Source organism: Syntrophomonas sp. DTU019 (assembly GCA_913757435.1).
Classification (GTDB): domain Bacteria; phylum Bacillota; class Syntrophomonadia; order Syntrophomonadales; family Syntrophomonadaceae; genus DTU019.
In genome coordinates, this window is record CAJYDM010000002.1 from 165,411 (window position 1) to 191,704 (window position 26,294).

The following is a 26,294-nucleotide window of genomic DNA, read 5'->3' on the forward strand; positions in this document are numbered from 1 at the left end:
TGCACGCCGACTGAGTCTTCAAAGCCAGTGATCAGTCAGTCTGAGAATTGCGGCAGCGATGATCAGCCAGGCGGCTATGCCGCTTAAAAGCGTCCAGCCGATGCTGATCCGTCCCAAGAGACAATAACAGGTGAGAAGAAATGCGGCCACCGCAAACAGTGCCAGGAGACTTAAGGTGACCGTCTGCCGCAGGACTGCGGCCGGCAGGGTTTGCGACAGGAAATAATACCCGACTACCGTCACCACTGGAAATAGAACGGCCAACCCGGCCAGATGTGGATTCTTGCCCTTGCCTATCCAGCTCACCGCCAGGACTAAAATTCCCCCACAAACGAATCGTAACAGGCCCTCCTGCCAGCTCATCGCGGTTCCCCCCGGACAGGTCCTGCTAGACTCCCAAAGTGGGTGTCCAGCCACTCCAGGGTTATGATTTCACGCTGCTTGACCCGGTCGGTGAAGCGATGGTCGGCCCCCTCCACCAGGTGCAGGGTGGTATCCGGACGGAGGGCTGCGATCTGCTGGGCATTATGCCAGGGCACGGTTTCATCCTCTTTGCCGTGCACCACCAGAAGTGGTTTTCCAGACATAGCGGCCAGATTGCGCACCATATCCTGGGCATGCAGGTCAATAAGCAGCTCAGGCTTCAGCTGGAAACTGCCCTCCGCGTCGCTTATACTGACTATTTCACCGGCCAAGAGGCGCTGATAGTCGTCTTTCAGCAAATCCCTGAAGCAGCCGGAAAGGTCAAATGGCGCCGACCACAGGATATAGCCGGCAACTCCCGCTATATGAGGAGCTGCTGCTATCACCGTGCTGCCCCCGAAGCTGCGCCCCAGAAGAATCAGGGGGAGTTCAAAACGGCGCTCCATATAGGCACAGACCATCTTGAGGTCCGTTGCCTGCCGAGTAAGAGTCATATCGCAGAACTGCCCTGAACTCTCCCCGCTGCCGCGGAAATCGAAGGCTAAGACCATTAAACCCCGAGCGGTCAGCTCAGCCGCAAAAGAACCAACATGTCCGCTGTTTTCCTTGGCTCCGCGAAAGCCGTGGCACACCACCAAGCCGCCCCGGGGCGGGGACTCCGGGGCGAACAATAGAGCGCTTACAGTTTGTTGCTCATCAATCGTAATTGAGATTTTTTCCACCGCTATCACTCACTTAAATAGGTTTCTTAGGCTTGTTCTTTTCCTCGGATTCATGCTGCACACGGTAATTGCATAGGTCGCAGATAAAAGTGGCCACCGGCTTCTCCTGTGCGGCCAGCTTTTTGAAGTCCTTGTGGGATTCATCCACTGTGTAGGTTTTGCTGCACAACAGACAACGAGCCGATACGGTATCCATGCTTTGTCCTCCCCAAGCTAATTATTACTCTAATAGTAGCATCTTACGCCACAAATCGAAAGATAGTACCCGAGCCAGTCTGAGCTCTGCACAACTGTTTTTGCTGCTAAAACAGCGCATCGCAGCCATCTCTGATAACTGCCTGAGGCTGGAAAAGGCGCCCATTCGTCCCTGTAACCTGGCGGTTCTCAGTATGTGGGAGTACAGGATGAGTCCCCAATCACAAGAGGCTATCCCGTGAAAGGAGAGCCTCTTTGGCAGTATGCAACTATGCTTATAATGGTCTAGATTTTGAAATAGGCTATAGCGTTCTGCAGATCGGCCACCATCCGGTTTAAGGCATTGACCGACTGGTTGAACTGGTTAATCTCCTCCATCTGTTTGCCGGCCAAATCAGACATCACCTCTACGATCTGGGCGTTGTTCTGTGCCGCTTCGGCGGTGTTGTCCACCGATTTGATGGCTATTTCGGCCCCGGCGGCCATCTGCTGCCCCGCGCTGGACACTTCTTCGATCTGTGCACGGACCTGGTTGACGGCGGCGATGATGTAGTGGAAGGCATCCCCGGCTTGGGTTATGACCTCGGTGCCTTTGGCCACCTCTTTGGTGCCTTCCTGCATGGCCCCTACCGCTTTGTCGGATTCGTTCTGAATCTCGCGAATCAACTGGGCGATACGCTGGGCGGCCTCACCCGATTCCTCAGCCAGTTTACGCACTTCATCGGCTACTACCGCAAATCCCCGCCCCATCTCTCCGGCCCGGGCTGCTTCGATAGCGGCATTCAAGGCTAGAAGATTGGTCTGGCTGGCAATATTGGTGATCAGGTCCACAATCTGCCCGATTTCCAATGATTTGTCACCCAAAGCTTCCACAATGGATGCGGTATAATCGGTGTTGTTGCTGATGATTTGAATCTGCTTGACCGCCTGTTCGATCTGACGTTCCCCTTCTTCGGCCTTCTTGGCGGCCGCAGATACCGAGCTGGCCACTTCCTGTGCGCTGGCCGCTACCTGCTGGATGCCAACTGCCATTTCTCCAATAGTATCGCGGGAAGCGTGCGACAACTGGGCTTGTTCAGAAGCGGAGCTCATAAGGCGCTCGGCCTGAGCGCTCATATTGCTCATTAGGGCGGCGCTGTTTTCAGACAAGGCTCCCACCTGGGCGCCGGATTTGCTTACATTGGCGGCCAGGCGGCTGGTCTTGCTAATCAAATCGGAGATCTTCTCCAGCATGTCATTGAACATAGCCGCTAAAACTCCGGGCTCGTCCTTGGCATCAGCCGGGATGCGTTCGGTCAAATCGCCCTGGGCGGCCATTTCCACGGATGCGCTGATGCGCCTTAGGGGCGCGTAAACCGTATAGGCCACCAGGAACGCGGCCAAAAAGCCCAAGAATATACCGATGCCTGAATAGGTGATCATAGCCAGTTGGAAGTTTTTGATGGCCTCCTCATACGGTGTGGCCGGGACCCCCACATACCAGATGCCTATGGTTTTGCCGGCAGCGTCTTTGATGGGTTCGTAAGCAGCCTCATTCCATACCCCTACCACTTCAGCCCGGCCCACAAAAGGCTGGCCCTGGGTCAGAACCACCTGGCCCACCTCTTCGGAAATCTTGGTGTTAATGGCCCGTTGGCCGTTATTCATTACATTGGTCGACACTCTGGTGTCGCCTCTAAAGATGGTGCAGGTGTCACCGGTCAGTTTGCCGATGCGGTCCACGACTTCGTAATTGCCTTCCATTAGAACCGGGCCTTTATACAATTGCCCGTCAATCAGCTGCCATGGCCCCGGGTATCTCTCTTCCAAGATCTGATTCCCCATGGCCAGGTCAGACTGTAGTTTTTGCTGCGCCGCCATTAGTATCTTCTCAGACATGACCCCGGTGGCATAATAACCCATTATGCCGGTTACTGCGGCTAAAACCAGGGTAAAGGCCACCACCAGGCGAACCCGTACGCTGATTTTGCGCAAGCCTCGTTCAACAAACTCCATTCTCCCAAATCCCCTTTCTGGTGAGATGAATACACCCCATACAATTACTCTCTGCTGATACTTATCGACGATTAGGCGGTTATAATTTAGCGGTGTCCTCATCCCCGGGAGGAATGATCTCCATGTAAGTGACGCGCTGATAATTGATGCTCCCCACCACATTGCCCTGGGCATCGTACAGATAGGACAAGGATGAGCCTCCGGCGTATAGCCTGCCGCTTTTCTCCAAACCCAGTTCATATACGTAGCCATCCACGGTGTCACCACGATCAAAGTGTATGCGCACTTTGATCAAGGCAGACTCAGGGCTGACATCCTTTTTAAGCAATTGCTTAATGTCCAGGTTCTGGCATCCGCTCAAGAGCAGGGCGACGAAGACTATACTCAGCAATAGAGCCAGGCGGCTTTTTTTCATCAGTAGTCTCTCCTTCTCCGTTGCGGCCTCGGCAATGCGGGGGATGGCCTATCCCAAACCGCCTGCCTGCGGCGCTCCATCCATTTATGCAGTTTCTGGTTGACCAGATAATGGATTGACTCGGGGGTGAAATGCCCGTTTTGGTCGCGTTCCCCGGCCTTTTGTCCGGTCAGGATCTCCAGCCCCTGATTGATATGATTGACTGCCCAGATATTGAAGCGGCGGCGTCTAACCGCTTCCACTACGGCTTCATCCAGCATCAGGGACTTTACATTCTGTTGAGGAATAATGACCCCCTGCTTGCCGTTAAGACCTTTTTCCTGACAGGTCTTGAAAAAGCCTTCGATTTTCTCGTTCACGCCGCCCACCGGCTGCACCTCGCCGTTCTGATTTACTGAACCGGTCACCGCTATGCCCTGGTAAATGGGCACTTCGGCCAGGCTGGACAACAGGGCGTAAAGTTCGGCACTGGAGGCACTGTCCCCTTCCACCCCGGAATAGCTCTGTTCGAAGGTGAGACTGGCCGATAAGGCCAAGGGTTTATCCTGGGCATATTGCGCCCCCATATAGCCGCTCAGGGTCAACACCCCTTTGCTGTGTATGGTGCCGCTCATGCGGATCTCGCGCTCAATGTTGACCACGCCTTTTTCTCCCATGAAGGTTTTGGCGGTGATGCGCACCGGTTTGCCGAAATAATATTCCCCGGTCTGATAAACTGCCAGGCCATTAATCTCCCCCACCCGGTAGTGGTCCACATTGATCATTAAGGTGTTACGGTTGATCATCTCCTGCAGGTGCTCTTCCGCCATAGCGCTGCGCTGCTTTTTGCTTTTGACCGCCTGATTGACATGCTGGACGGTGACTAGCGGAGCCTTGTCTTTGGTGGCCCAGTGATGTGCCTCATAGACCACCTCAACCAACTTGTTGAAGTGGGTGGTCATTTTTTCCTGGTCCTCGGCCATGCGGGTGCTGTAGTCCACCACCCCGGCCACTGCATCAGGTGTGAAGTGCAGCAGTTGTTCGCGCTGGCACACCGATGCTATGAGCTGGGCATACTGTTTGATGTGGGTCCGGCTCTTGGCCATCTCCACATCGAAATCGGCCCTTATCTTAAATAATTTGCGGAATTCGTCGTCAAAAGCGTATAGGGCGTGATAATACCAGGGGTCGCCGATTAAAACCACCTTGAGATCTACCGGGATGGGCTGGGGCTGCAGGGTCTCGGTGTTGGTAAACCCTAACACGCGTCCGATGTTCTCCACTTTGATCTCGCAGTTCTTCAATACCTTCTTGAGGCAGTCCCACACATAATAGTTTTTCAACACGTCGCTGATATGCAGCACCAGGAAGCCTCCATTGGCTTTGTGGATGCTGCCCGGTTTGATTTTAGTGAAGTCAGTGGCCAAAATGCCGAATTCACCCTCATATTCGATCTGCCCGAACAGATTAGCATAGGTTGGGTTGGATTCGAATACCACCGGGGCATGGGTGAGGGCCTCGTTGTCAACTAAAAGGTTGACCTGGTATTTTCGCAGTGAAGAGCGCCGGTCCATATGGCGGAAAAACATCAAAGGGCTGGCATCCTCAGTTTTGATAAAACTTTCGGTATTATCGATCAAGTCCTGGCGCATATCCTGTAGATAGGTGCCAATATCTGGATAGTCGCGATATTTCTTCAAGAGCATGGTGAAGCAAGGCTCGGTAACCATGCGGGTGGTCTCGAATTCCAGGTTCTTGATCTTCTCGCGGATGATTTTTTCCGCTTCTTTGTATTTGCGCACCGCTTCATTGAGCCGCTCCTGAATGATGGCACCGGTGCGCATGATCTCCACCCGCTGTTGCTCGCTCATGGCCAGATATTCTTCCTGAGTTACCGCTTCGCCGTTTTCATTGATGGGGGTGGTATTGATGCCGGTCTGCGTGCGTGAAATGGTGAAGCCGTGGCGGCGGGCCTCTTCGTCCAGTTCCAGATACATTTTGTTGGTCTCTTCTAGGAAGGCGTTTAAGATGCTGTTCTTTTTGCTCTCGTAATCCTCACCTTCGAAGGCCTTGACGATACTTTTCACGATGGAGTCTATGCTGGAGTTGATGTCCTGTTTGAATACCTTGCCCTGCCCGGCGGGAAGCCTCAGAGCTAAGGGACTGTCGGCTTCGCGGAAATTATGGACATAGCACCAGTCGTCTGGAATAGCCCTGGTACGAGCTCTTTCCTCGAGCAACTCCCGGGCTAAACTGCTCTTGCCGGTGCCAAAAGGCCCGGCCAAATAGATATTGTAGCCCTGATTATTCATGTCCAAACCGAGATTTAAGGCTTGCACCGCCCGGTCTTGCCCGATGATGCCCCTTAAGGGTTGCAGTTCTGCGGTGCTGTTGAAACGGAACAATGCGGGATTGCATGCTTTGCGGAGCTGTTTGACTTTTAACCTGTACTGGTTGCTGTTCAATGATTTCCCTCCAATGATTCCATTACTATATGAAGTTGAAGTGACTGCCGGCATCTATCTTGACTACGTTCTGGCCCAGTTCGTTGTAGAGCCTGGCAGCGGCGTAGAATCCGGTGCAATGGCCGATCATGATGCGGTCGGGCAGGTTTCGGCCTAAGTATGAAATCGTAGCCTCCAGGCGCTGAGGGGAGGCATTTACCAGGTGGGCGCCACCAATATAGGCCTGGATATGTGTCTTGCCGGTTATCTCCCGGGCGTAATTTAAAGTGTTGACTATACCCGCATGAGCGCAGCCGCTCATCACGATAAGCCCCTGGGGATGGTCTACAACCAGGCCCATATCGTCCTCCAAAGAGTCTTCGATCAAACCCTGTTCGGTTTCCACCCAAAAGCGCCCTCCTACATCCTCAAATGCAGTCTGGCGAGGTATGGCACCAGTAACAAATATCCCCGGGCGGATCTCCTTAGGTGCGGCGGTGTACCTAAACTCTGCCCCGGCGGCAATGGCTGTCGCCTCTGAAAAGGGCACCCCCACCTCCAACTGTTGCCCTCCGGCACCCTGGGAATAACGCTTCACGAATAGGCCGGGATGGGCTGTGACCGGGCGGGGGCCGATCTTGTCCAGCAGGGTCGGCAGAGCCCCGGTGTGGTCATAGTGACCGTGGCTCAAGACGATTTCTTGGATGCTATTTAAAGGTACTCTGAGCTGGTGGCTATTGACAAACAAGGCCTCGCGATGACCGGTATCGAACAACAGCGGATAGCCATCAACCGTCAACAGGGCTGAAAAGCCCCATTCACCCATCAAGGCCATGCCCGAACTGGTATTTTCAACCAGTATGGTCATTTCTACCTTCATTACCTAGCCTCACATCCTTTAGTATTAATAATGGTATTTATTTATTATAAGGTTAATTCCTGCCCCTGTGACGAAGAAAAAATGTTATAGAGAGTAATAGCCGCTTCGGCAACCCTTGCCAGTGCCACTGAGCACAGGCAGCCCGGATGGGAGCTAACCCCCTTAGTCGGTGCCCAAGCAATGGCTATTCAACACCAAACCAGGCCAGCGCATCGATATGGGATTCGCTGTCTGGCTGCAAAGCGGGAGGCTGGGACGGCATTTGATCGCCGGGCTTTTCAGGCTGTTCTTCTCCATCCAGCCGGCCCGGCATGAGCCATTCGGGCAGGTCGGTCATATCAGGGATGTCAGGGAGGCCAGGCCAATCAGGTAAATCAGGCATGGAAAACTGATGCCAATAGCAGATCAGATGAGGTTCGCTATTGCCGACAAAGGCCATAGACACCGGACGCGGGCAGGCTTCCACCGCCACCAGGCCGCTGTCCATACATATATTGAGCCTTTTTATGCCCGCAGGCATGGGAAAATCAGTAGGCTGGAAGGCGGCTGAGGCGCTTCTCATGAAGCTGGCCCAGATGGGGCCGGCTGCCACCCCTCCGGCCTGATTAACTCGGCGATTGTCATCATATCCTACCCATACTGCACAGCACAAGTAAGGGGTATAGCCCACAAACCAGGCGTCCTTGTAGTCATCGGTGGTTCCGGTTTTACCAGCACAGGGTCGGCCTACGGTAGCTTTAAGATGGGCTCCGGTGCCCCCACTCTGCATCACCCCGGTGAGCATATCAGTGATAATATACGCATTCTCCACCGACACCGCCCGCTTCTGCTGGGCACGGTGCTCCTCTAACACCCTGCCGTTGGAGTTCAGTACTTTTATTATGGAGTAGGGGGCGCTATAGATACCTTTATTGGCAAAGGCACTGTAAGCAGCCGCCATCTGCACCGGGGAGACCTCGGTGGAACCCAGCGGCAAGGATAATACCGGCTTAATATTGGTAAACCCGAAATTCTGCGTATGACGGGCTACCCGAGCCGGTCCCAAGCGCTCGTTAACAGTCACTGCCACCACATTGTCCGATTTCATCACAGCTTCTTTGAGAGTAAAATCGCGCCAGTGGTAGGGTTCATTGCCGTAATCAGTGGGCTTATAGGGCGGACTTCCCGGAACCTCGAACTCCACTTCCTCACAGGGGATCATGTCAGCCTCAGTCCAGCCCGAGGAAATAGCCAGGGAGTACATGAACGGCTTAAAGGTGGAGCCCGGCTGCCGGGTAGCAAACGCCCGGTTGTAGCCGGAGGAAGCAAAATCACGGCCTCCCACCATAGCACGGATCTGCCCATTGCTGACGTCTACTGCCACCAGGGCCCCCTGCATCCCAGCCGGCCGTCCTTTCATGCCCTCACTCATAGCCCGCTCGGCGGCATTCTGCATGGTCAGATCCAGGGTGGTATATACTTTCATGCCACCCTGAAAAACTCTTTCCTCGCCGTATTGCTCGATCAGATATTGCCGGATCATGGCCACGAAATAAGGGGCGTCCCCACTGCTGGAGGCGGCCCGGCTGTAGCGCAGGGGGGTTCTGGCGATGGTTTCCCTCTGGGCTGCAGTAATATAACCTTCGGTCTCCATACGATCTAAGACAACTGCCTGGCGCTCCTTGGCCCGTTCGGGATGCACGTAAGGATCGTAACCGCCGGGGTAGTTAGGAAGCCCGGCTAGCAGGGCGGCTTCTGCCACAGTCAGGTTCTGGGCGCTTTTGCCGAAAAAAGTGCGTGAGGCTACCTCAATGCCGGTGGCACCATGTCCGAAGTAAATGGAATTACAGTACAAGGCCAGGATCTCGTCTTTGCTGTATCTGCGTTCCAGTATGGCGGTATACCACAGTTCCTTTATCTTGCGAGTAAAGGTGCGCTCATTGGTCAGGTAAAGAATTTTAGCAGTCTGCTGGGTTATGGTGCTGCCTCCGGCCACTATCTTTCTGGCTTTGAGGTCGGCGATAAGAGCCCTTAGAATGCCTGACAAATCCACGCCGTGATGGCGATAGAAGTTTTTGTCCTCAACCGCTATGATAGCCTGCTTAAAGGAATCAGGTATATCCTCAAAAGGGATAACAATCTGATTCTGCTCGCTTAAACCTCTGATAACTTTACCGTTTATATCGTAGATGATGCTCGGTTGGGGCACCTGAAAAGATGGCAGTTGCAGGCTGAACCCGCTGCTCACAATAATGAAAATGAGGATATATACACCGAGCAAGCGCTTGCGTGTCATGAAACCACCCCTTCATAGCTAAAAATACCCATTTTTGGATGGTTTCATTCCCTCCCGGGCAGCCAATCCCGCCTGAGGCCTGCAGGCTATTGACAAGCCCTCCTAAGAGGGTTATAAATTAAAGGAATCTAAATTGGGAAAGGCGGTGGTGGAAACATGGAACCCATACCATTACGAAAGTCCTTTTTGCTATTTGGTCAATATAATAGTGCATGGGGGATTATGAACCACTACTGCTCTTTGGTCATGTAATCCTCCACCAGAAGGAGGGTTGAACATGATCAAAACCTATTATTTCAGCCACGAACAACAAACCGTCTTGCACGATATCGATCTTTCCCAGCTCGACAGCCTCTTAGCCTCGAAGCAGAGCCTTTTGTGGATCGACCTCTATGACTGCGCCGCCAGTGAACTCCACTACATCGGAGATTTATTTCAATTCCATCCCCTTGCTTTGGAAGACTGTCTGCAGAAGAGCCCCAGGGCTAAACTGGACCGTTATGATGATTATTATTTCTTCGTATTCCATGGGCTGCGCTACCATGAGGAAGCTGAGGAAGAAGACGAGATCACCAGCATCGAGTTGGATGTATTCATGGGGCCCAATTATATTGTAACCATTCACCCGGTGGCTTTGACGGCGGTGGGCAAAGTAGCCCGGGTGTGCCTCAAGGAAGGCAGATACATGGATATGGGTGCAGAGCACCTGTTGTATCGGATCGTGGATAATATGGTTGACGAATGTTTTCCGATCATTGAGCGCTTAGGGGAGCGGATTGACGATTTGGAAGACAATATCTTCATCCATCGCGGACAGGAGATCACTGAAGAGATCCTGGCTTTAAAAACCACCATCATTCTGCTGCGCAAGGTGATGATCCCGCAGCGGCGCATTTTCGGCAGCATCAACGGGTATTATTCATTTCTGGTCAATGAAGAGAACCGACCTTATTATCTGGACCTGGTGGACCATATGGACAATATCCTGGACTCGGCCAGCACTTATCGAGATTTGATCAACAGCTCTACTGAGACTTATTACTCCATAATTAACGGGCGGACCAGCGAGATCATCACTGTTTTGACCATAATCTCCATTGTGATGATGCCCTTGACGGTGATAACCAGTTTCTACGGCATGAACCTCAACTACTTGCCCGGAGTGGACAGCGATTATTTTGTATGGGTGCTTACTTTGGGAATGATTACTCTGGTAGGCGGTATGTTGGCATTCTTCCGCTATCGCCGCTGGATCTGAAAGCAAACCTGGAGAAATGAGCGAGAGGTACGGGGACGGTTCTTTTGCCTTTGCCTTGGTTAACCAAGGCAAAGGCAAAAGAACCGTCCCCGTGCCTCTATGAATATTTAACGCATATATTGCTCAAGAGTTCGGCCACATCCTGAGTGTAGTCCTGGGCCATCTCTATATGCTCGTATACTTCCCGCCATTTTATTATGGATATGGGATCGTCTTCATGATTCTCAAACAGCGATGCCACCCCGGTGCGATACAGTGAGTCCTGCTTCCTCTCCAGGTTGAAGATCTCCGTGCAGATGTTTAAAATCTCTTTCTTATTGCGCTCCACTTTGTCCAGCATCCCAAAGGCCTCCTGCTGCAGGCGCAGAGATTCGGTCAGGACCCTGACCATTTCCTTAACGCGCTCATTAGGCTCTCCAGCTTTATAGAGTATCATGCGATCTATAATCCCGGTAATATAGTCCATGGTAGTAGCCAGCTTCTGTGAGAGCTGAAAAGCATCCTCTTTATCAAAGGGCAAAATAAAGCTAGTGTTTAAATGCCTCACCAGGTCCTCGTTGATGCGGTCACCCTCGTGTTCCAGGGCTGTCAATTTGGCCATCTTGATGTCCAAATCGGTATAGTTGCTGACAACTTCCTCCAAGATGGCGCTGCCCCTAACCACCACCCGGGCACTCTCATTGAACAACATGAACAGTTCTTCATCTTTTCTGCCAAATAGACGCATAAAATTCACCTCCGCCCGGATTAAGCAACGCTGTATAATCAAGAATTATAACATAGAATGTGACTTTTATATCAAGTATACATAATTTGGACCATTATTTTACAGCCGGCGCATATATTCCGGGCGTAAATAATCCGCATTATTGCGTTTGATTACCTCATCGATGAGGCGCAAGATTTTCTCCTTATCCTCTGGCAGACGCCCCTTTATGGCCAGGTAGTTGGAGGCATGATTGCTGCGAAATTCACAGCCCGTGACCTCCAGGTTCTGAATGATAAGACGCAATTCATGAAGGATTTCAAATGGCCCCGGCACCTCGAATTTGCCCTGTTGGATCTGTTTATACAAAACCGTTCCTGGCACCGGCATAATGGTCAAGGCAGCGCAATAGTCGGGGTCGATCTCATTGCAGATCTGAGCGCTCTTGATGGCGTGGTCCACTGCTTTGGGGGTGCGCCCCGCCAAACCCAAAACCAGGGTCACCGACAAGAGGATTCCGGCTTCGCGAATCTTTCTCCCCGCGGCCACCATCTCCTCATAAGTGACCCCTTTGCGAATTTCCTTTAAGAGTTCCTCATCCCCGGTCTCCACCCCCAGGTAAGCCATGGTGAGGCCGTGTTCCCCCAGAGTCTTGAGTTCCTCCGGGGTCTTGTTGAGTATGCTGTCCGGACTGGTGTAAATGCCCACATGCCTCAGCTCCGGAAACTGCCGATGCAGTTCATCGAGGATGGTGACCAGATCGGTGCATTCCATAGCCAGGGCGTCACCGTCGGCTAGAAATACCTTTTCCACATGTCGGTAATATAGTTTTGCCATGCGGATATCGCTTAAAATTTCCTCAATATCCCTTACCCGGTATTTCTTGTTCTTGTACATGCCGCAAAAGGTACATCTATTGTGGCTGCAGCCCACGGTGCACTGCAGGATGTAGCTGTAAGCCTCACTGGGCGGCCTGTATATATCGCCTTCATATCTCATCTTATTAAACCCTCCGTCGTGATGTTTAAACCGTCTAAATCATGAATCGAGCTGTTTACTACTTACATTTTACCGTATTTATACCGGCTATATTTTGCACCGATTTTCAAAAAATAAAATGGATGCGAGCGAGAAAAGGAGGTTAAGTTGTGAGCCGAAAAAGAAGCATGATGTCGGATCGCCTTAAATACGAAATTGCCCGGGAACTTGGTGTAGCCGACGTTGTCTCCAGAGATGGCTGGGGAGCGGTAAGCTCCCGTGACTGTGGGAATATCGTAGCCAAAGCCATTGAAATAGCCGAGCGCAATATTGCCAGCCAGCACAGCTACTAACGCCGTTGCGGACTCGCATCCTGCGGGGGGAAACCCCCGCTTTTATTTTGAGCTGCTTGATTTCAGTCTCGTCCTGGGCAACCGGCTGTTCCAAAACCATCAACCACCCATCAGATAACAAACCTCCTGCTGTTACCTAAGGAATTACTTATCCTCTGATTCTTTTACATAGATGTTCTCGGTTTTAGGACCCAAAAGCTTGTCGAAATTGATGAAATTGCCCAGCAACAGCACCAGGGCGGTAAAGAATGCTGCGCCTGCAGTGACCGTGGTCATCCCAGCTCCTACCAGCATCCCTAGAATGGCGGTAAGCCACAAGGTAGCCGCTGTTCCAGTGCCACGCACCTGTTTATTGTCCCCCAGCCAGATCAGGCCGCTGCCAATGAAGCCCAGGGCAGAAATCACCTGAGCAGCCAGACGACCTGGATCAACACTGCCGGGAAGGATGAAGAGCTGAAAGAACTCGGTGGAGACTATTGAAACCAGAGCGCTTCCCATGGCCACCAGTGCAAAAAGCCGGGCTCCCGGATTAGATTTGGTCGCTTTACCTATGACTGCACCCAGCAGACCGGCAGCGCCGATACGAGCTGCCGCCATGAGTAACATTATACAATTACCTGGTAGTTGGGAGCCTCCTTACTGATGGCTATATCGTGAGGATGGCTCTCCACCAGACCAGCATTGGTTATGCGGATAAAACGGGTTTTACTCTTCATTTCAGCCAGGTCGGCCACCCCACAGTAGCCCATGCTGGCCCGCAGCCCACCGACCAGCTGGAATATGGTATCGGAGACATAGCCTCGATAAGGCACCCGTCCTTCTATCCCTTCCGGGACCAGTTTCTGCTGACCTTCCTGGAAATAGCGGTCACTGCTGCCGTCGCACATTGCCCCCAGAGAACCCATACCGCGGTACACCTTGTAGCTGCGGCCCTGCAGGATCACGGTATCGCCAGGGCTCTCGTCTGTGCCGGCAAACAGGTTGCCCAGCATGACCACATCAGCCCCGGCAGCGATGGCCTTGGCTATATCTCCAGAGAATTTTATGCCCCCATCAGCGATGATGGGCACATCGGTTCCTGCAGCTGCGGCCGCACAATCGGCTATGGCCGTGATCTGCGGCACGCCGATACCCGCGATGACCCGGGTGGTGCAGATGGAACCCGGCCCCATGCCTACCTTGATGGCATCGGCCCCAGCTTCTATTAAGTCGCGAGTAGCCTCTGCGGTAGCCACATTGCCGGCGATAAGGTCCAGATCAGGGTAGGTGGACTTGATTTGCCGCACCCTTCTGACCACATCCATGGAGTGTCCGTGGGCGGTGTCAATCACAACTACGTCAGCACCGGCGTTCTTCAAGGCCTCTACCCGATGCATGGTGTCGGCGGTATTACCCACTGCCGCCCCGACCAAAAGGCGGCCGCGATGGTCTTTGGCAGAATGGGGATATTTGTAAGCCTTTTCAATGTCTTTGATAGTGATCAAGCCTTTGAGGTTGAAATCATCATCCACCAGGGGGAGCTTTTCGATCTTGTATTTGCGCAGGATCTCCAAAGCACCTTGCATAGTGGTCCCGACCGGCGCGGTCACCAGTCGCTCGCTGGTCATAGCGTCGCCGATCAAGCGGTCAAAATCGGTCTCAAAGCGGATATCGCGGTTGGTTATGATTCCTACCAGTTTGGTGCCTTCAGTGACCGGCACCCCGGAGATATGATAATGCTCCATAATTTCCAGGGCATCCTTGATCTTATCGGTTGGGGAGAGGAAAAATGGGTCGGTGATGACACCGTGTTCGGAGCGTTTCACCCGGTCGACCATTTTGGCCTGGGCCTCAATGCTCATGTTTTTATGAATAATGCCAATTCCGCCTTCACGGGCTACCGCGATGGCCATGCGGGATTCGGTTACTGTATCCATGCCCGCGCTCATGATGGGGATCTCCAGACGGATTCTCTTGGTCAGCCGGGTGGAAATGTCGACATTATGGGGTAATACCTCAGAACGCCCGGGTATCAATAACACATCATCAAAAGTGAGACCCTCTTTGGCAAACTTGTCGGTCATAGCTTTGTGGCCTCCTTATAAAATTTAAAATATAGTATCTTATTCTCGGCTATTTTTCAAGGCATGCACTGTTAAGGGAGCGAAAAAGTTAAGAGCCGGGCAGTATCCCGCCCGGCCTCGATATGCTAAATCTAATCCCCGCCCTGTACTGAACTGATCCCATAGCGATAGAAATGCTCATACAAGGCGTCCATGGTTGCGGTCGTAACCTGCATTTTCCGGGCGGCTTCTTCCGTACTCAATCCCTCGGCAATAGCCTCTATCAACTGATCGTGGCCTATACCGATTTCGCGGCACATATCCTGCAGTGAGGGTATACGCGACCAGGGCGGGTAGGAGCCCGGTTCATTATTAAATTCTTTCATTATGCCACCTCTTTTTTGAATAGCTTGCCCTAAAGATAGAGTGCCGATAAATACAAAAATGAGGACGCATTTGCGTCCCCAGGTTTGATGAAAGACGATCACATGGAACTGTTCTTAAGCCGCATATGGGTATGGTCCAGGTCAACCACGATAACCTCACGGCCTATTTTCTTTATAGCCTCCCAGGGTATCACTAGCTTTTGCCGATCGGCCCAGAAGGTAAAGGCATTGCCGCGGTTAGGGAGTATGATCGATATGATGCGGCCGTTCTCCTCATCGATGAGCATGTCCGAATCTCCCACGGTGCCCATTCTCATCCCATCATAGATGTTGACCATCTCTTTGCCCACCAGTTCGTTCAAACGCATATTAATCCCTCCTAAAGGCCGGTATGCCCAAACCCTCCGCTGCCCCGGACAGTGTCATCCAACTCCCGGCTTACCACCAGCCGCGGCTTTTCCACCCGGGCGAAGATCATTTGGGCGATCCGATCGCCTCTTTCCACAATATACTCTTTGTCCCCCAGGTTTATGACGATGAGCATGATTTCTCCGCGGTAATCAGCATCAATGGTACCCGGGGTGTTGAGTAGGGTGAGGCCGTGCTTTAAAGCCAGCCCGCTTCTAGGCCGGATCTGGGCTTCGTAGCCTTCAGGGATTCCCACCGCCAGGCCGGTAGGAATCAGTTTGAACTTCCCCGGGGGGATCGCTACTGCTGCTTCATTGGCAGCATAAAGATCAACCCCGGAAGCACCCGGGGTCATGTATTGGGGCCAGGGCAGGTCCGGGGAATGCAGTCGTTTTATCAGTACCTCCACAGATTCATACTCCTCTCTACAACGCATTAGCTGCCTAATCAGCTATGTCCAGCCAGCAGCTTAGAATAAAGCCCACCTACTGCCTTAAGGCACTGTCCAGTAGTGGTTAAAAGCCCGCTCTACCTCGTTTAATGTCTGTTGCGGGGCAATGGCGGCCAGTGAAAAGGGTTCTTTACCCAACAGGCTCAAAGCCAGTTCATGCACTTGCTGAGCATCCACTGCCAGTATGCGGTCCATGATCTCTTCCGGGGCATGGACCTCACCGTACATAAGCATGGATTTGCCCAAGCGGCTCATTCGGTTCATGACATTCTCCAACCCCAGGTACAGACTGGATTTGATCAGCTGCTGTGTCCTCTCCAGCTCCAGGGGAGTGATGCCGGTTTCCAGAAAGCTCCTGATTTCCTTGAACAGGGCTTCGAAACAGGTGTCAATACGGCCCGGGTTAGTGCCGATGTAAAGCGAGTAAGCCCCGCTGTCGGAATAGGCGGCGGGGTAAGAGTAGACCGAATAGGCCAAGCCCAGTTCCTCCCGCAGGGACTGGAACAACCTGGAACTCATGCCTCCTCCGAAGACATTGTTCATGATATTCAGGGCGTGGCGGCGCTCATCAAAGTAGTTGATGCCTGGCACCCCGATACAGATCTGCACCTGTTCGGTGGGCTTTTCCACCAGATTGGAGAAGCAGCGATAGTTACGCTGCACTTCCTGGCCTACCTTCAGGTCGCCTCCGCTATGCCCCTCAAGGTGGGCGCTGATCGCATCTTTCACCTTTACGCTGTCGATGTTGCCTGCCACCGCTATTACCATATTGGAGGGCTGGTAATGGTCTCGGTAGAAGTCGCAGATGGGCCCCCGTTCAAAGCTCGATACCGAATCCCTGGTTCCCAGTATGGGAGATCCCAGCGGGTGTTGTGACCACATTTGTCGCGCGAACACGTCATGAATAAGATCGTCGGGGGTGTCTTCATACATATTGATCTCTTCTATGATAACCTTCTTTTCATTATCGAAGTCTTTGGGAGCAAATTTGGCGGCAAACAGCATATCAAAAAGTATATCCATGGCCAGGCTCAGATGCTCGTCCAAGGTGCGGGCGTACACACAGGTATATTCTTTGGCGGTGTATGCGTTGAGCTGGCCTCCGATGCTCTCAAAACTCTCGGCGATGTCACGAGCAGAACGACTTTCTGTGCCTTTGAATAGCATGTGCTCAATAAAATGAGCCGCGCCTTTGATGTATTCCGCTTCATGCCTGGAGCCGACCCGGATGTAGATACCAATGGCTGCCGAACGCACATAAGGGATCTCCTCTGTAACCAATCGGCAGCCATTTAAAAGCTTGTAATCGTTGATCAAAACCAATACCTCCAGCAAGTTTATGGGACATCGACGGGATCTGAAAAAAGTCCCCAGCGCCGGGCTAAGCCATTTAACATGCGTATCGCCCAAGGCGGTTGCCGCTTGTATTCAGTCCCGCTTATCAGGCTGACTTCAGCCACGGGTTTTCCCTCCACATATACTCTTATGGTTCCCAAATTTTCATCAATTGCCACTGGTGCTTTTATATCATAGTCTAATGATACCCTTTTTTCAACATTAAGCTGGGCATCCCCCATCCATAGATATATGTCCTGATCAGGGTACAGTGACAATATGTCAGTCTCTCCCTCTCTGAGGAATATCTCCTTGAAGGGTTCGGCTTTATTCACCACCAGTACTGGACTGGTGGTGTTGAAACCATAGTCTAAGAGGCGCTTGCAGTCCCCATTGCGGTCATAGGAATTTAAAGCCACTGCAATTAGCTGGCGTCCCTGTCTAGTGGCTGAGGCCACCAAGCACTTGCCGGCCGCGTTGGTAGTCCCGGTCTTGATTCCATCGGCGCCGGGATAACTGGTGAGCAAGCTGTTGGTGTTATTGAGCAAGAGGGCTTCTCGGTATTGGGGGTGTTTAAAATATGCCTGTTTGCTGCCTACCAGGGGTTTCAACACCGGGTTGGTCATCAAGTAGCGCCCAATGACGGCCTGGTCGTAAGCAGTGCTGTATTGACGGCTGCCGGGCAGCCCGGAAGCGTTTTCATAGCGGGTACTGACTGCACCGATGGCAAAGGCTTTCACCGACATCAAATGGGCAAACAACATCTCATCCCCGGCTACATGTTCAGCAAGTACTACCGCAGCGTCATTGGCCGATTTTAATAGAGCCGCCTTAAGCAGTTCTTCCACGGTCAGTTCGCTGCCTGCCTTGATGCCCAGGGTATATTCTGCGGTCTGATCGGCATGTTTGCTCACTACGGCGATCTGATCCAGTGCGGCATACTCAACCGCCAGAATGGCGGTCATCATCTTGGTGGTGCTGGCCACCTGGCGCTTTTCGTCGATGTTTTTGCCGTACACTACCTGTCCGGTGGCAGAATCCATCAAACAGACATATTTTGAGCTGGTGCTAGGGGCTGCTAGAGTTGGCGGCAGGTTGCAGAAGCTGATCATGCCGAAGATGAGCAGTGCCACTACAGTCCAAATAGCTTTCTTCACCATGTTGCTACCCATTTAATTGCCCTTCTGCGGGAGGGGTCAGCAGTTCTTCAATAGTCACCATCTTATAGCCCTGCTCTTTCAGGCTGGCCAGGATGGCGGGGAGAGCTACCACGGTCGGTTCAGTCGGGTGCATGAGGATAATGGCGTCATTATGCACCTTCTTCATCACCCGCTCTACAATGACCTGCGGGGCTGGCTTCTGCCAGTCGATGGTGTCTATGCTCCACATTATATACTGGTAGCCCATGTCATCCACTGCTGCTACCAGGGGTCCGTTCTGCTCCCCGTAAGGGGGTGCGAAAAACTGGGTCTTGCGGCCGGTAGCCGCAAAGATCACATCTTCGGCCTGTTTGATTTGGGACTGCACCTGGGCGGCCTTCAAACTGTTGAAATGAACGTGTTTATAGCCGTGGTTCTGTATGCTGTGATTGGCGGCGGCCATGTTTTTCATTAATTCAGGATTGTTCTCGGCCCATGTCCCGGTCACAAAGAAGGTGGCCTGGGCATCGTACTTCTTAAAGGCCTCCAGCATCTGCGGGATGTATTCTCCGCCCCAATCCACATTGACGGTAACAGCAACTGCTTTGCCGCCGCTGCTGCCCTGATAGACAGCCCCATTCGCATTGGCCTGTACGTCCTGGCCTTGCTGGAAGTGGGTGATGAGCAGACTCAAACCGATTATGAGTACCAGTCCAGCTGTCACGCCTAAATTCTTCCAGGAAAAATAAATTGTTTTCATTTTGACCTCCCCATAATTTTGACCCATAGACTGCTTCCGCTCACACCTGCCCTGATGATCACCGGCCCCTCCTTATTATTGGTGAAGCGCAAGTCCACACCGGGATAGGCTACTGTGGCATCACGCCCTTCAGGTACATAATGGACCGGCTTGCTATGCGGGTGACGCTCGTCGATATGCAGACCGGCCATCAGTGCGGCATTGTATAAGGTGCTGGCCACCTGGCACACCCCACCCCCGAAATCTATGCCATGGCCCCCCATGAGGAAAACAGGGGCCGGTAAATAGCCCCGTTCCGGGGAACGCGGCCCCACTATATCGTTAAAAGAAAATCGTTCCCCGGGCCATAACAAAACATTGCTGACTCCCTGGGCAGCCAGCGCTATGTTGTGGTGGCGGTCGGCACTGCCGCTGATCCAGGTCTGATATTGGCCCACCACCTGTTTAGCGGCTTCCAGTTCAGCGCTGCTGTGCCGCGCTTTAACCGGAATCAATGGCACTTCCAGCTGTGCTCCGGGAGGGGCATTGATGATCATCTTCTGACACTCGATTACATCGAGCAGGTTGCCGTCTTTTTCCTTGATGATGCTGCCGCTTGCCTTGTCTATCCTGGGTTCTAGCGGATAATGGTGATACTGCAGGGCCATCTCTAATACCACCTGCTGCACCTCACCGGGGAGCAGCCTTTCAACCTCCCGCCCGGCTATAGTCACACCCGGCTTGACCCCGTTGACTTCCCGTTCCAGGTCGTCAAACCACATTGCCAGGGAGGAGAAGCTGATGAAAAAGGTGATTAACAGCAACGCCCTGGCATTGATTTTAAAGAAATAGAAATATGTCTTAACTTTGCTGGCCACCTTCCTGTTTCTCCTCTTACCATACATATTCATGGCTTAAGAGCGGTATGACCAACCGGCTGACTCTTCAGTGACTGACAATTTTACAACGGTTTTCAAGCGTGCTGGCAAGGGGCAAATAAAAATCAACTAATTTTCTAATACGGTCAGACAGATATCAGTTATTGAAAACTAAAAAATGCAGCGGGTCCACATATTCATGGCCTCTAGTTTAAAAATTTCTCAACCATATCGTCCCCAGCAGTTGAAAGCGGCAGTCCGTTAACATACTCTGCCATTGGTGAAACCAGACCAAAAAGACAACTAGTATGGGAGACCGTCACTGACGTGGCTCACACTCAGAAAATGCAAATAAACCGAGAAGCTCTCGGTTTACTTGGATGTGAGCAATTTATGGTGCTGGTCTAGTTCTTGGCGGCGGCCTTTAGAACCGCTTTACGGGAAAGGTTGACCCGGCCTTGTTTATCGATCTCGGTAACTTTGACCAGTATCTGATCGCCGATATCGACCACGTCTTTGACCTTGTTGACCCGTTCTTCAGCCAGTTGAGAGATGTGAACCAGCCCCTCTTTACCCTGACTGCCTAACACACCGGGGATGATCTCCACGAAGGCACCGAAATCCATGATGCGTTTAACTGTTCCCATATAGGTCTTGCCCACTTCAACTTCAGCGATGATGGACTCAATCAAGGTCTTGGCCTTTTGTGCAGCCTCACCGTCAGTGGCCATGATGTATAGGGTACCGTCGTCTTCAATGTCGATCTTGCATCCGGTCTCATCTACGATTTTGTGTATTACTTTGCCCCCTGGGCCGATCACCTCACGGATTTTGTCAGTGGGGATCATCATCTTGGTCAGGCGCGGAGCATAGGGAGAAAGCTCCTTGTTGGGCTCAGAGATCGCTTCCATCATCTTGCCCATAATAAACATACGGCCTTCTCTGGCCTGTGCCATGGCTGCCTCCACGATCTCCCGGCTCACCCCGCTGATCTTGATATCCATTTGCAGGGCGGTCACACCGACTTCGGTGCCGGCCAGTTTGAAGTCCATGTCGCCTAAAGCGTCCTCAATGCCTTGAATATCACTTAATATGGCGAATTTATCCTCGACTTTGACCAAACCCATAGCGATTCCGGAAACCGGGCGCTTGATGGGCACCCCGGCATGCATCAGGGAAATGGTGCTGCCACACACACTGCCCATGGAACTGGAGCCATTGGATTCCAAGACCTCGGACACTACGCGAATGGTATAGGGAAATTCGCTCTCCGGGGGGATGACTGCCAACAACGCGCGTTCCGCTAGGGCACCATGCCCAATCTCTCTGCGGCCCGGGCCGCGCATCGGTCTTACTTCACCGACGCTGAACGGCGGGAAGTTGTAGTGATGGATGTAGCGCTTGGTATCTTCGATGCCCAGCCCGTCCAGGCGCTGTTCCTCGCTCATGCCGCCCAGGGTGGTCACTGACAGCACCTGGGTCTGACCGCGGGTAAATAAACCGGAGCCATGCGGTCTGGGCAGGAAGCCCACTTCACAGCTGACCGGCCTGATCTCATTCAAGGTGCGCCCGTCTACCCGTTCTCCATCCTCCAGGGCCATTTTGCGCACGATTTCTTTCATCATGGCATCGACTATTGAGCCCACCTGTTTGATTTGTTCCGGGTAGATCTCAGCGAAATGTTCGATAATACTGTCGTTAGCCTTGTCCATATCGACTTCGCGGGCCTTCTTGTCCGGGTTCCGCACCGCCTGATTGAGCAACTCGTAGGAGTAGGCTCGTACTGCTGCTTCCAGTTCTTCGTCCACCTTGGGGGCGATGACCTCCATTTTGGGCTGAGCCAGGGCGGCAATAATAGGCTCCTGAAAGGCTACGATTTTCTTAATCTCCTCATGGGCGAAGAAAATAGCATCGATCATGGTCTGTTCAGGCACCTCATTGGCGCTGCCCTCTACCATCATAATGGCCTCTTTGGTTCCCGCCACCGCCATATGCAGATCTGATTGGCGGGACTGTTCCACCGTGGGATTGATAACCAGTTGCCCGTCGACCAGGCCTACAATTACCGCAGCCAGAGGGCCATTAAAGGGGATGTTGGAGATGCTCACGGCGAGTGAGGCTCCAATTATAGCAGTAACATCTGGGGTGTTGTCCTTGTCTACCGACATCACCGTGGCTACTATATGAATGTCGTTTTTGAACCCTTTGGGGAACAAGGGGCGTATAGGCCGGTCGATCTGGCGAGCCGATAAGGTGGCCAGTTCAGTGGCACGGCCTTCGCGCTTGATGAACCCGCCCGGGATCTTGCCGGCGGCGTATTGCTTTTCTTCATAGTCTACTGTGAGGGGGAAGAAATCAATGCCTTCGCGGGGCTCTTTTGAGGCTGTGGCCGTAACCAATACAACGGTGTCACCGTACCTTACTAAAGCTGCGCCATTAGCCTGTTTGGCTACCTGCCCGATCTCCACGATCAGGGGCCGGCCTGCAATTTCGGTTGTATATCTGTTGACGATAATCTTTTCCTCCTTCCTAATATGCTAAGCATATATAGTGAAAGAGCGGCATGCCGCTCTTTATCTGCGTAAACCCAACCGGGTAACGATGGCACGATACCGGTCAAAATTCTTGTTCTTCAGATAGTCCAATAAAGACCGCCTCTGGCCAACCATCTTAAGCAGTCCGCGGCGGGAGTGGAAATCCTTTTTATTGGCCTTGAGATGTTCATTCAGGTAGTTGATACGCTCGGTCAGAATAGCAATCTGCACTTCCGGGGAGCCGGTATCGCTCTCATGCACCTGAAAGGTCTTGATCAGTTCCTGTTTTCTTTCCGGTGATAGTGACACGTGTTTCACCTCCTTTTTTGCCTAAATCGCCATAAACCAAGCACAGCGTCGGTGGCTCGCCGCCCTAGCCTATGGTTCTGTCTCACTATAAATGGAATTGCGGCCTGGAGGTGCTGGACCTCGCTTAGGCTCATATAATGAATTATTCCAGTGAGATGCTGTATTTATACCTATGCTTTGATAGCCAAGGTAAATTGTAGCACAGTGAATTTAGATTGTAAACGCCAGACCGCTAGCATGGAAGGACTTCAAGGTCTGTGCCGCCCTGTCCCGGTCCAGCCCGATCTGTTTGACCAGAGCTTCAATGCCCTCAAACTTCTGTTCATCGCGTAGCCGGGCGGTGAAATAAAGCCGGAGCGTTTTGCCGTAGAGATCCCTCTCATAATCAATCAGGTGGGCCTCAATGGAAACCGGATATTCTGGATGAAAGGTGGGTTTGCTGCCGATGTTGACCACCGCTTTGACCACCTCAGTTCCTATCCGGGCCCAGGCTGCATACACCCCTTTGCCCGGTATGACCAGATCCGGAGCAACTCCCAGGTTGGCGGTAGGGAAACCGATCTGCCGCCCCCTTTTCTCACCTTCGATCACCAACCCTTCCACCTTGGGTAAATAGCCCAGGAGCTGAGCCGCGTATTCGATGTCACCAGCTTCAATGGCCTGGCGCACCAGCGTGCTGGATATGACCTCGCTGCCCTCTTTCACCGGTGGGATGACATGGACCTCAAACCCATACTGTTTGCCGAAGCTCTCCAGCATTTCCGGGGTGCCGGCGCCTTTAAAGCCAAAGGAGTAGTTGAAACCCACGAAGACCGCTTTTACCGCCAGTCGTTCAACTAAAATGCCCGCCGCAAACTGCTCCGGGGTCAAACGGGCAATTTCCGTGGAAAAGGAGTTGTATATCAACAGGTCCAGCCCCAGAGCCTCCAATAACTCTGATCTCATCTCCGGGGTGGCCAGCAGTTTTAATTCTCTATGGGGGAAAAGGACTTTGATCGGATGGGGTTCAAAGATAAAGGCCGCAGCAGTGCCATCATTATTCCGGGCGGCTCTTATCACATTGTTCATCAATTGCTGGTGACCGCGGTGCAGGCCGTCAAAATTGCCCAAGGCCAAATATAGCGGCCGGCCGTCACTTTTGTAATTATCAATTTCTCTTACTATCTGCATAACCCAAATCCCTTCCGGCCACGATTTCAATGGAACACGCGCAATGGTATCAAGCGGGGCTCACCATTATCGGCTTCAATCCGTCCGATGCCGGCAAGTTCACCCTGACGGTTGTGAATGCGCAGCTGCGGGATGTTTTCACGGTAATCCACCGGCAGGCTTCTGCCGTGCCATAGAGAGGTCTCTTCCTGTTCGCTGCGCAGCCGATATACCGGCCAGTCGCTCAAGGGGTAGTCCAGCGGCAAAAGCGCCTCCTGCAAATCCGCTGCACCTGACAGCAAGGCTTCTAAAGCCAATGCCGCTTCAATTCTAAAAGGCCCGTCCTCAAGACGGCGAAGTCGGTTCATATAGGCTCCAGTACCCAGTCTCTCACCGATATCGCGGCACAGGCTGCGTATGTAGGTGCCTGGTGAGCACAGTATATCCAGGGTCATCTCCGGCAGCGGCCCCTTGTAGCTGATCTCCACAAGGGTGAGACGGTATATGTGCACCTGCCGGGGAGGCCGCTCCACCACCTGTCCCTTCCGGGCCAAATCGTAGAGACGCTGGCCTTGATGGTGCAAAGCCGAATACATCGGGGGAACCTGTTCTATCAGGCCGGTAAATCCCTGTATTATTGACTCCAGCCGGTCCATATCAAAATCGCTCCTGCCCGTCAGGGTCACCTCACCCCAGGCATCCTCGGTATCTGAGACCCCTCCCAGGCACATCCCGGCCTGGTAGCGTTTGCGGTTTTTCTCCATCACACTGATGATGCGGGTGGCATTGCCCACTGCTACCGGCAGAACCCCGGTGGCCATAGGATCCAGCGTGCCCAGGTGGCCGATTTTGCTCTTTTTGGGGAGCAGTCTTTTAAGGCGCCTTAATACATCGGTGGAGGTCATTTTCGCAGGTTTATCGATATTCAAGAACCCATGCAAACTCAGCACACATCCTTAACCACTGCCAGTACCTGGGCTACTGCTTCCTCCAGGCTGCCGTTGATACTGGCTCCTGCAGCCAGGCGATGGCCCCCTCCGCCTAACCCACGTGCCAGACTGGCCACATCTATCCGGCCCCGGGAACGAAAACCCACTTTCACCTGCCCGGGAGCCACCTCTCTGAATAAAAGTCCCACTTCCACCCCGCTTATCATGCGGGCGTAGTTGATAATCCCTTCAGGGTGATAATCCAGGGCATCGGCCTGCTGGGCCTCCGCCAGGCTGATGCACATCCACGCCACCTGGCCGTTTTCACTTAAGTGCAGATGCTGCAGGGCAAATCTTAACAGCATAACTTCCTGCAACGGTTTGGATTCAAACAGGTGGTTGCGGGCCAGTTCTACACTGGCACCGCTTCGCAGCAAATCTGCAGCTATCTCCATGGTGAGGCTGGTGGTATTGCTGTTCAAAAAGCGCCCGGTATCCATGATGATACCAACATAGAGACAGTTGGCCACCTCTGCGGTGATAGCTAGGGACATTTTTTTCAATAGCCGATACACGATTTCAGCACTGGCTGCGGCCTCTGTATCCACGAAATTGTAGTCTCCGAAAAGACTGTTGCCGAGGTGATGGTCGATGTTGATTACTTTTGCCGCTCCCTGAAGAGCCTCTCGAACAGACTGATCGACCCGGCATTGATCAGAGCAGTCCAGCCACACCGCAGTAAAACCGCTAGATTCCACTTTGTGAGGCTCTTTGATGTCCTCCCAGTGAGGCAGGTAATGGTATATTACCGGCACCGGGTTTTCCAGTATCATCTCCACCTTTTTGCCAAGTGCACGCAGGGCGCAGGCCATCCCCAGCATGGAGCCGATGCAGTCCCCATCAGGTATGGCATGCCCCACCAAGACTAGTTCATTATCCTGCAGCAGTTGGCTGGCTATGTCTTCGAGACTGTTCATCACTCTTTCCTGCTGCCCTCTTCCTGTTTAATCTCATCCAGTAAGGAAGAGATGCGGATGCCGTGTTCAATGGACTTGTCCAGTCGGAATTCCAACTCCGGAGCATGGCGCAGCTGTATCCCCTGGGCCAATTCGGTACGCACAAAACCTTTAGCCTTTTCCAGGACCTTCATGATCTCCTGTTGTTTCTCTGCACCGCCCAGAATACTGATATTGATCCGGGCATGACCCAAATCGGGGCTGACATCAACCCGGGTGACCGACACCGTCGAAAAATCCACCCGGGGGTCCTTGATCTGATCCCGCAGAATCTGGGCCAAAACTCGCTGTATTTCTACTGACATTCTCTCCTGGCGTCGTTTGCTCATAACATTACCCCCTGTAATGGCACTCCC

Annotated in this window: 27 protein-coding genes; 2 read left to right on the forward strand and 25 right to left on the reverse strand. The window is 52.7% G+C overall.

Annotation, left to right across the window (positions count from 1 at the left end; all coding sequences use genetic code 11):
* Nucleotides 1–18: 18 nt before the first annotated feature.
* The 8 genes from AC15IQ_RS06430 to AC15IQ_RS06465 all read right to left on the reverse strand — a co-directional run bounded on the left by AC15IQ_RS06430 (nucleotide 19) and on the right by AC15IQ_RS06465 (nucleotide 9,328).
* A complete protein-coding gene (locus tag AC15IQ_RS06430) occupies nucleotides 19–363 on the reverse strand; it encodes a GlpM family protein (RefSeq protein ID WP_483177973.1) in 345 nt (114 codons plus the stop codon).
* Nucleotides 360–1,145, reverse strand: a complete 786-nt coding sequence (locus AC15IQ_RS06435) for an alpha/beta hydrolase (protein ID WP_483177975.1) — start codon at nucleotides 1,143–1,145, stop codon at nucleotides 360–362. The genes AC15IQ_RS06430 and AC15IQ_RS06435 overlap by 4 nt, the downstream gene beginning before the upstream one ends.
* A 13-nt stretch (nucleotides 1,146–1,158) precedes the next feature.
* Nucleotides 1,159–1,341 carry a DUF2197 domain-containing protein gene (locus tag AC15IQ_RS06440; RefSeq protein ID WP_483177976.1) on the reverse strand — a complete coding sequence of 61 codons (183 nt, stop codon included), beginning with the start codon at nucleotides 1,339–1,341 and terminating at the stop codon, nucleotides 1,159–1,161.
* A gap of 284 nt (nucleotides 1,342–1,625) precedes the next feature.
* Complete coding sequence (locus AC15IQ_RS06445) at nucleotides 1,626–3,335, reverse strand: methyl-accepting chemotaxis protein (protein WP_483177978.1); 1,710 nt, start codon at nucleotides 3,333–3,335, stop codon at nucleotides 1,626–1,628.
* 79 nt (nucleotides 3,336–3,414) lie between these two features.
* Entirely contained in the window at nucleotides 3,415–3,750 is a 336-nt protein-coding gene (locus AC15IQ_RS06450) for a hypothetical protein (protein ID WP_483177980.1), read from the reverse strand.
* The gene (locus tag AC15IQ_RS06455) at nucleotides 3,750–6,194 is read right to left on the reverse strand and encodes a Lon protease family protein (RefSeq protein ID WP_483177982.1); all 2,445 of its coding nucleotides are present in this window, start codon (nucleotides 6,192–6,194) and stop codon (nucleotides 3,750–3,752) included. The genes AC15IQ_RS06450 and AC15IQ_RS06455 overlap by 1 nt, the downstream gene beginning before the upstream one ends.
* A 25-nt stretch (nucleotides 6,195–6,219) precedes the next feature.
* Nucleotides 6,220–7,053, reverse strand: coding sequence for an MBL fold metallo-hydrolase (locus AC15IQ_RS06460; RefSeq protein WP_483177984.1), 834 nt, complete (start codon nucleotides 7,051–7,053; stop codon nucleotides 6,220–6,222).
* 184 nt (nucleotides 7,054–7,237) lie between these two features.
* Entirely contained in the window at nucleotides 7,238–9,328 is a 2,091-nt protein-coding gene (locus tag AC15IQ_RS06465) for a transglycosylase domain-containing protein (RefSeq protein WP_483177985.1), read from the reverse strand.
* Nucleotides 9,329–9,605: 277 nt separating this feature from the next.
* Between AC15IQ_RS06465 and corA the strand changes: the two genes are divergently transcribed.
* The gene (gene corA / locus AC15IQ_RS06470) at nucleotides 9,606–10,586 is read left to right on the forward strand and encodes a magnesium/cobalt transporter CorA (RefSeq protein WP_483177987.1); all 981 of its coding nucleotides are present in this window, start codon (nucleotides 9,606–9,608) and stop codon (nucleotides 10,584–10,586) included.
* A 97-nt stretch (nucleotides 10,587–10,683) separates the two neighbouring features.
* On the opposite strand, the gene AC15IQ_RS06475 is transcribed toward corA, so the two are convergent.
* Together AC15IQ_RS06475 and AC15IQ_RS06480 are read right to left on the reverse strand one after the other, a co-directional pair.
* Nucleotides 10,684–11,313, reverse strand: coding sequence for a DUF47 domain-containing protein (locus tag AC15IQ_RS06475; protein WP_483177989.1), 630 nt, complete (start codon nucleotides 11,311–11,313; stop codon nucleotides 10,684–10,686).
* A gap of 99 nt (nucleotides 11,314–11,412) precedes the next feature.
* Nucleotides 11,413–12,291, reverse strand: coding sequence for a radical SAM protein (locus AC15IQ_RS06480; RefSeq protein ID WP_483177991.1), 879 nt, complete (start codon nucleotides 12,289–12,291; stop codon nucleotides 11,413–11,415).
* Between the two features lie 149 nt (nucleotides 12,292–12,440).
* Between AC15IQ_RS06480 and AC15IQ_RS06485 the strand changes: the two genes are divergently transcribed.
* Entirely contained in the window at nucleotides 12,441–12,623 is a 183-nt protein-coding gene (locus AC15IQ_RS06485) for a small, acid-soluble spore protein, alpha/beta type (protein ID WP_483177993.1), read from the forward strand.
* A 144-nt stretch (nucleotides 12,624–12,767) separates the two neighbouring features.
* Here AC15IQ_RS06485 and AC15IQ_RS06490 read toward each other — a convergent pair whose 3' ends face one another.
* The 15 genes from AC15IQ_RS06490 to rbfA form a co-directional block, all read right to left on the reverse strand.
* Nucleotides 12,768–13,220, reverse strand: a complete 453-nt coding sequence (locus tag AC15IQ_RS06490; RefSeq protein ID WP_483177996.1) for an MgtC/SapB family protein — start codon at nucleotides 13,218–13,220, stop codon at nucleotides 12,768–12,770.
* A gap of 8 nt (nucleotides 13,221–13,228) precedes the next feature.
* Nucleotides 13,229–14,686 carry an IMP dehydrogenase gene (guaB, locus tag AC15IQ_RS06495; protein WP_483177998.1) on the reverse strand — a complete coding sequence of 486 codons (1,458 nt, stop codon included), beginning with the start codon at nucleotides 14,684–14,686 and terminating at the stop codon, nucleotides 13,229–13,231.
* 131 nt (nucleotides 14,687–14,817) lie between these two features.
* Complete coding sequence (locus AC15IQ_RS06500) at nucleotides 14,818–15,051, reverse strand: helix-turn-helix domain-containing protein (protein WP_483178000.1); 234 nt, start codon at nucleotides 15,049–15,051, stop codon at nucleotides 14,818–14,820.
* Nucleotides 15,052–15,149: 98 nt separating this feature from the next.
* Nucleotides 15,150–15,419, reverse strand: coding sequence for a YlmC/YmxH family sporulation protein (locus AC15IQ_RS06505; RefSeq protein ID WP_483178002.1), 270 nt, complete (start codon nucleotides 15,417–15,419; stop codon nucleotides 15,150–15,152).
* Between the two features lie 11 nt (nucleotides 15,420–15,430).
* Entirely contained in the window at nucleotides 15,431–15,868 is a 438-nt protein-coding gene (gene dut / locus AC15IQ_RS06510) for a dUTP diphosphatase (protein WP_483178004.1), read from the reverse strand.
* 84 nt (nucleotides 15,869–15,952) lie between these two features.
* Nucleotides 15,953–17,227, reverse strand: coding sequence for a M16 family metallopeptidase (locus AC15IQ_RS06515; protein WP_483178006.1), 1,275 nt, complete (start codon nucleotides 17,225–17,227; stop codon nucleotides 15,953–15,955).
* A 20-nt stretch (nucleotides 17,228–17,247) separates the two neighbouring features.
* Complete coding sequence (locus AC15IQ_RS06520) at nucleotides 17,248–18,417, reverse strand: D-alanyl-D-alanine carboxypeptidase family protein (protein ID WP_483178008.1); 1,170 nt, start codon at nucleotides 18,415–18,417, stop codon at nucleotides 17,248–17,250.
* The gene (locus AC15IQ_RS06525; protein WP_483178010.1) at nucleotides 18,410–19,144 is read right to left on the reverse strand and encodes a polysaccharide deacetylase family protein; all 735 of its coding nucleotides are present in this window, start codon (nucleotides 19,142–19,144) and stop codon (nucleotides 18,410–18,412) included. The genes AC15IQ_RS06520 and AC15IQ_RS06525 overlap by 8 nt, the downstream gene beginning before the upstream one ends.
* Nucleotides 19,141–20,001, reverse strand: a complete 861-nt coding sequence (locus tag AC15IQ_RS06530; RefSeq protein WP_483178012.1) for a VanW family protein — start codon at nucleotides 19,999–20,001, stop codon at nucleotides 19,141–19,143. Before AC15IQ_RS06530 ends, AC15IQ_RS06525 begins: the two co-directional genes overlap by 4 nt.
* Before the next feature lie 404 nt (nucleotides 20,002–20,405).
* Nucleotides 20,406–22,517, reverse strand: coding sequence for a polyribonucleotide nucleotidyltransferase (locus AC15IQ_RS06535; RefSeq protein ID WP_483178611.1), 2,112 nt, complete (start codon nucleotides 22,515–22,517; stop codon nucleotides 20,406–20,408).
* A gap of 57 nt (nucleotides 22,518–22,574) precedes the next feature.
* Nucleotides 22,575–22,844 carry a 30S ribosomal protein S15 gene (rpsO, locus tag AC15IQ_RS06540; RefSeq protein WP_481040003.1) on the reverse strand — a complete coding sequence of 90 codons (270 nt, stop codon included), beginning with the start codon at nucleotides 22,842–22,844 and terminating at the stop codon, nucleotides 22,575–22,577.
* A gap of 210 nt (nucleotides 22,845–23,054) precedes the next feature.
* Nucleotides 23,055–24,014: a bifunctional riboflavin kinase/FAD synthetase gene (locus AC15IQ_RS06545; protein WP_483178014.1), complete on the reverse strand. Its 960-nt coding sequence runs from the start codon at nucleotides 24,012–24,014 to the stop codon at nucleotides 23,055–23,057.
* A 26-nt stretch (nucleotides 24,015–24,040) separates the two neighbouring features.
* Entirely contained in the window at nucleotides 24,041–24,922 is an 882-nt protein-coding gene (truB, locus tag AC15IQ_RS06550) for a tRNA pseudouridine(55) synthase TruB (RefSeq protein ID WP_483178016.1), read from the reverse strand.
* Between the two features lie 14 nt (nucleotides 24,923–24,936).
* On the reverse strand, nucleotides 24,937–25,899 hold the full coding sequence (locus tag AC15IQ_RS06555; RefSeq protein ID WP_483178017.1) for a DHH family phosphoesterase: 963 nt from the start codon (nucleotides 25,897–25,899) through the stop codon (nucleotides 24,937–24,939).
* A complete protein-coding gene (gene rbfA, locus AC15IQ_RS06560; RefSeq protein ID WP_483178019.1) occupies nucleotides 25,899–26,267 on the reverse strand; it encodes a 30S ribosome-binding factor RbfA in 369 nt (122 codons plus the stop codon). Before rbfA ends, AC15IQ_RS06555 begins: the two co-directional genes overlap by 1 nt.
* Between the last annotated feature and the right edge of the window lie 27 nt (nucleotides 26,268–26,294).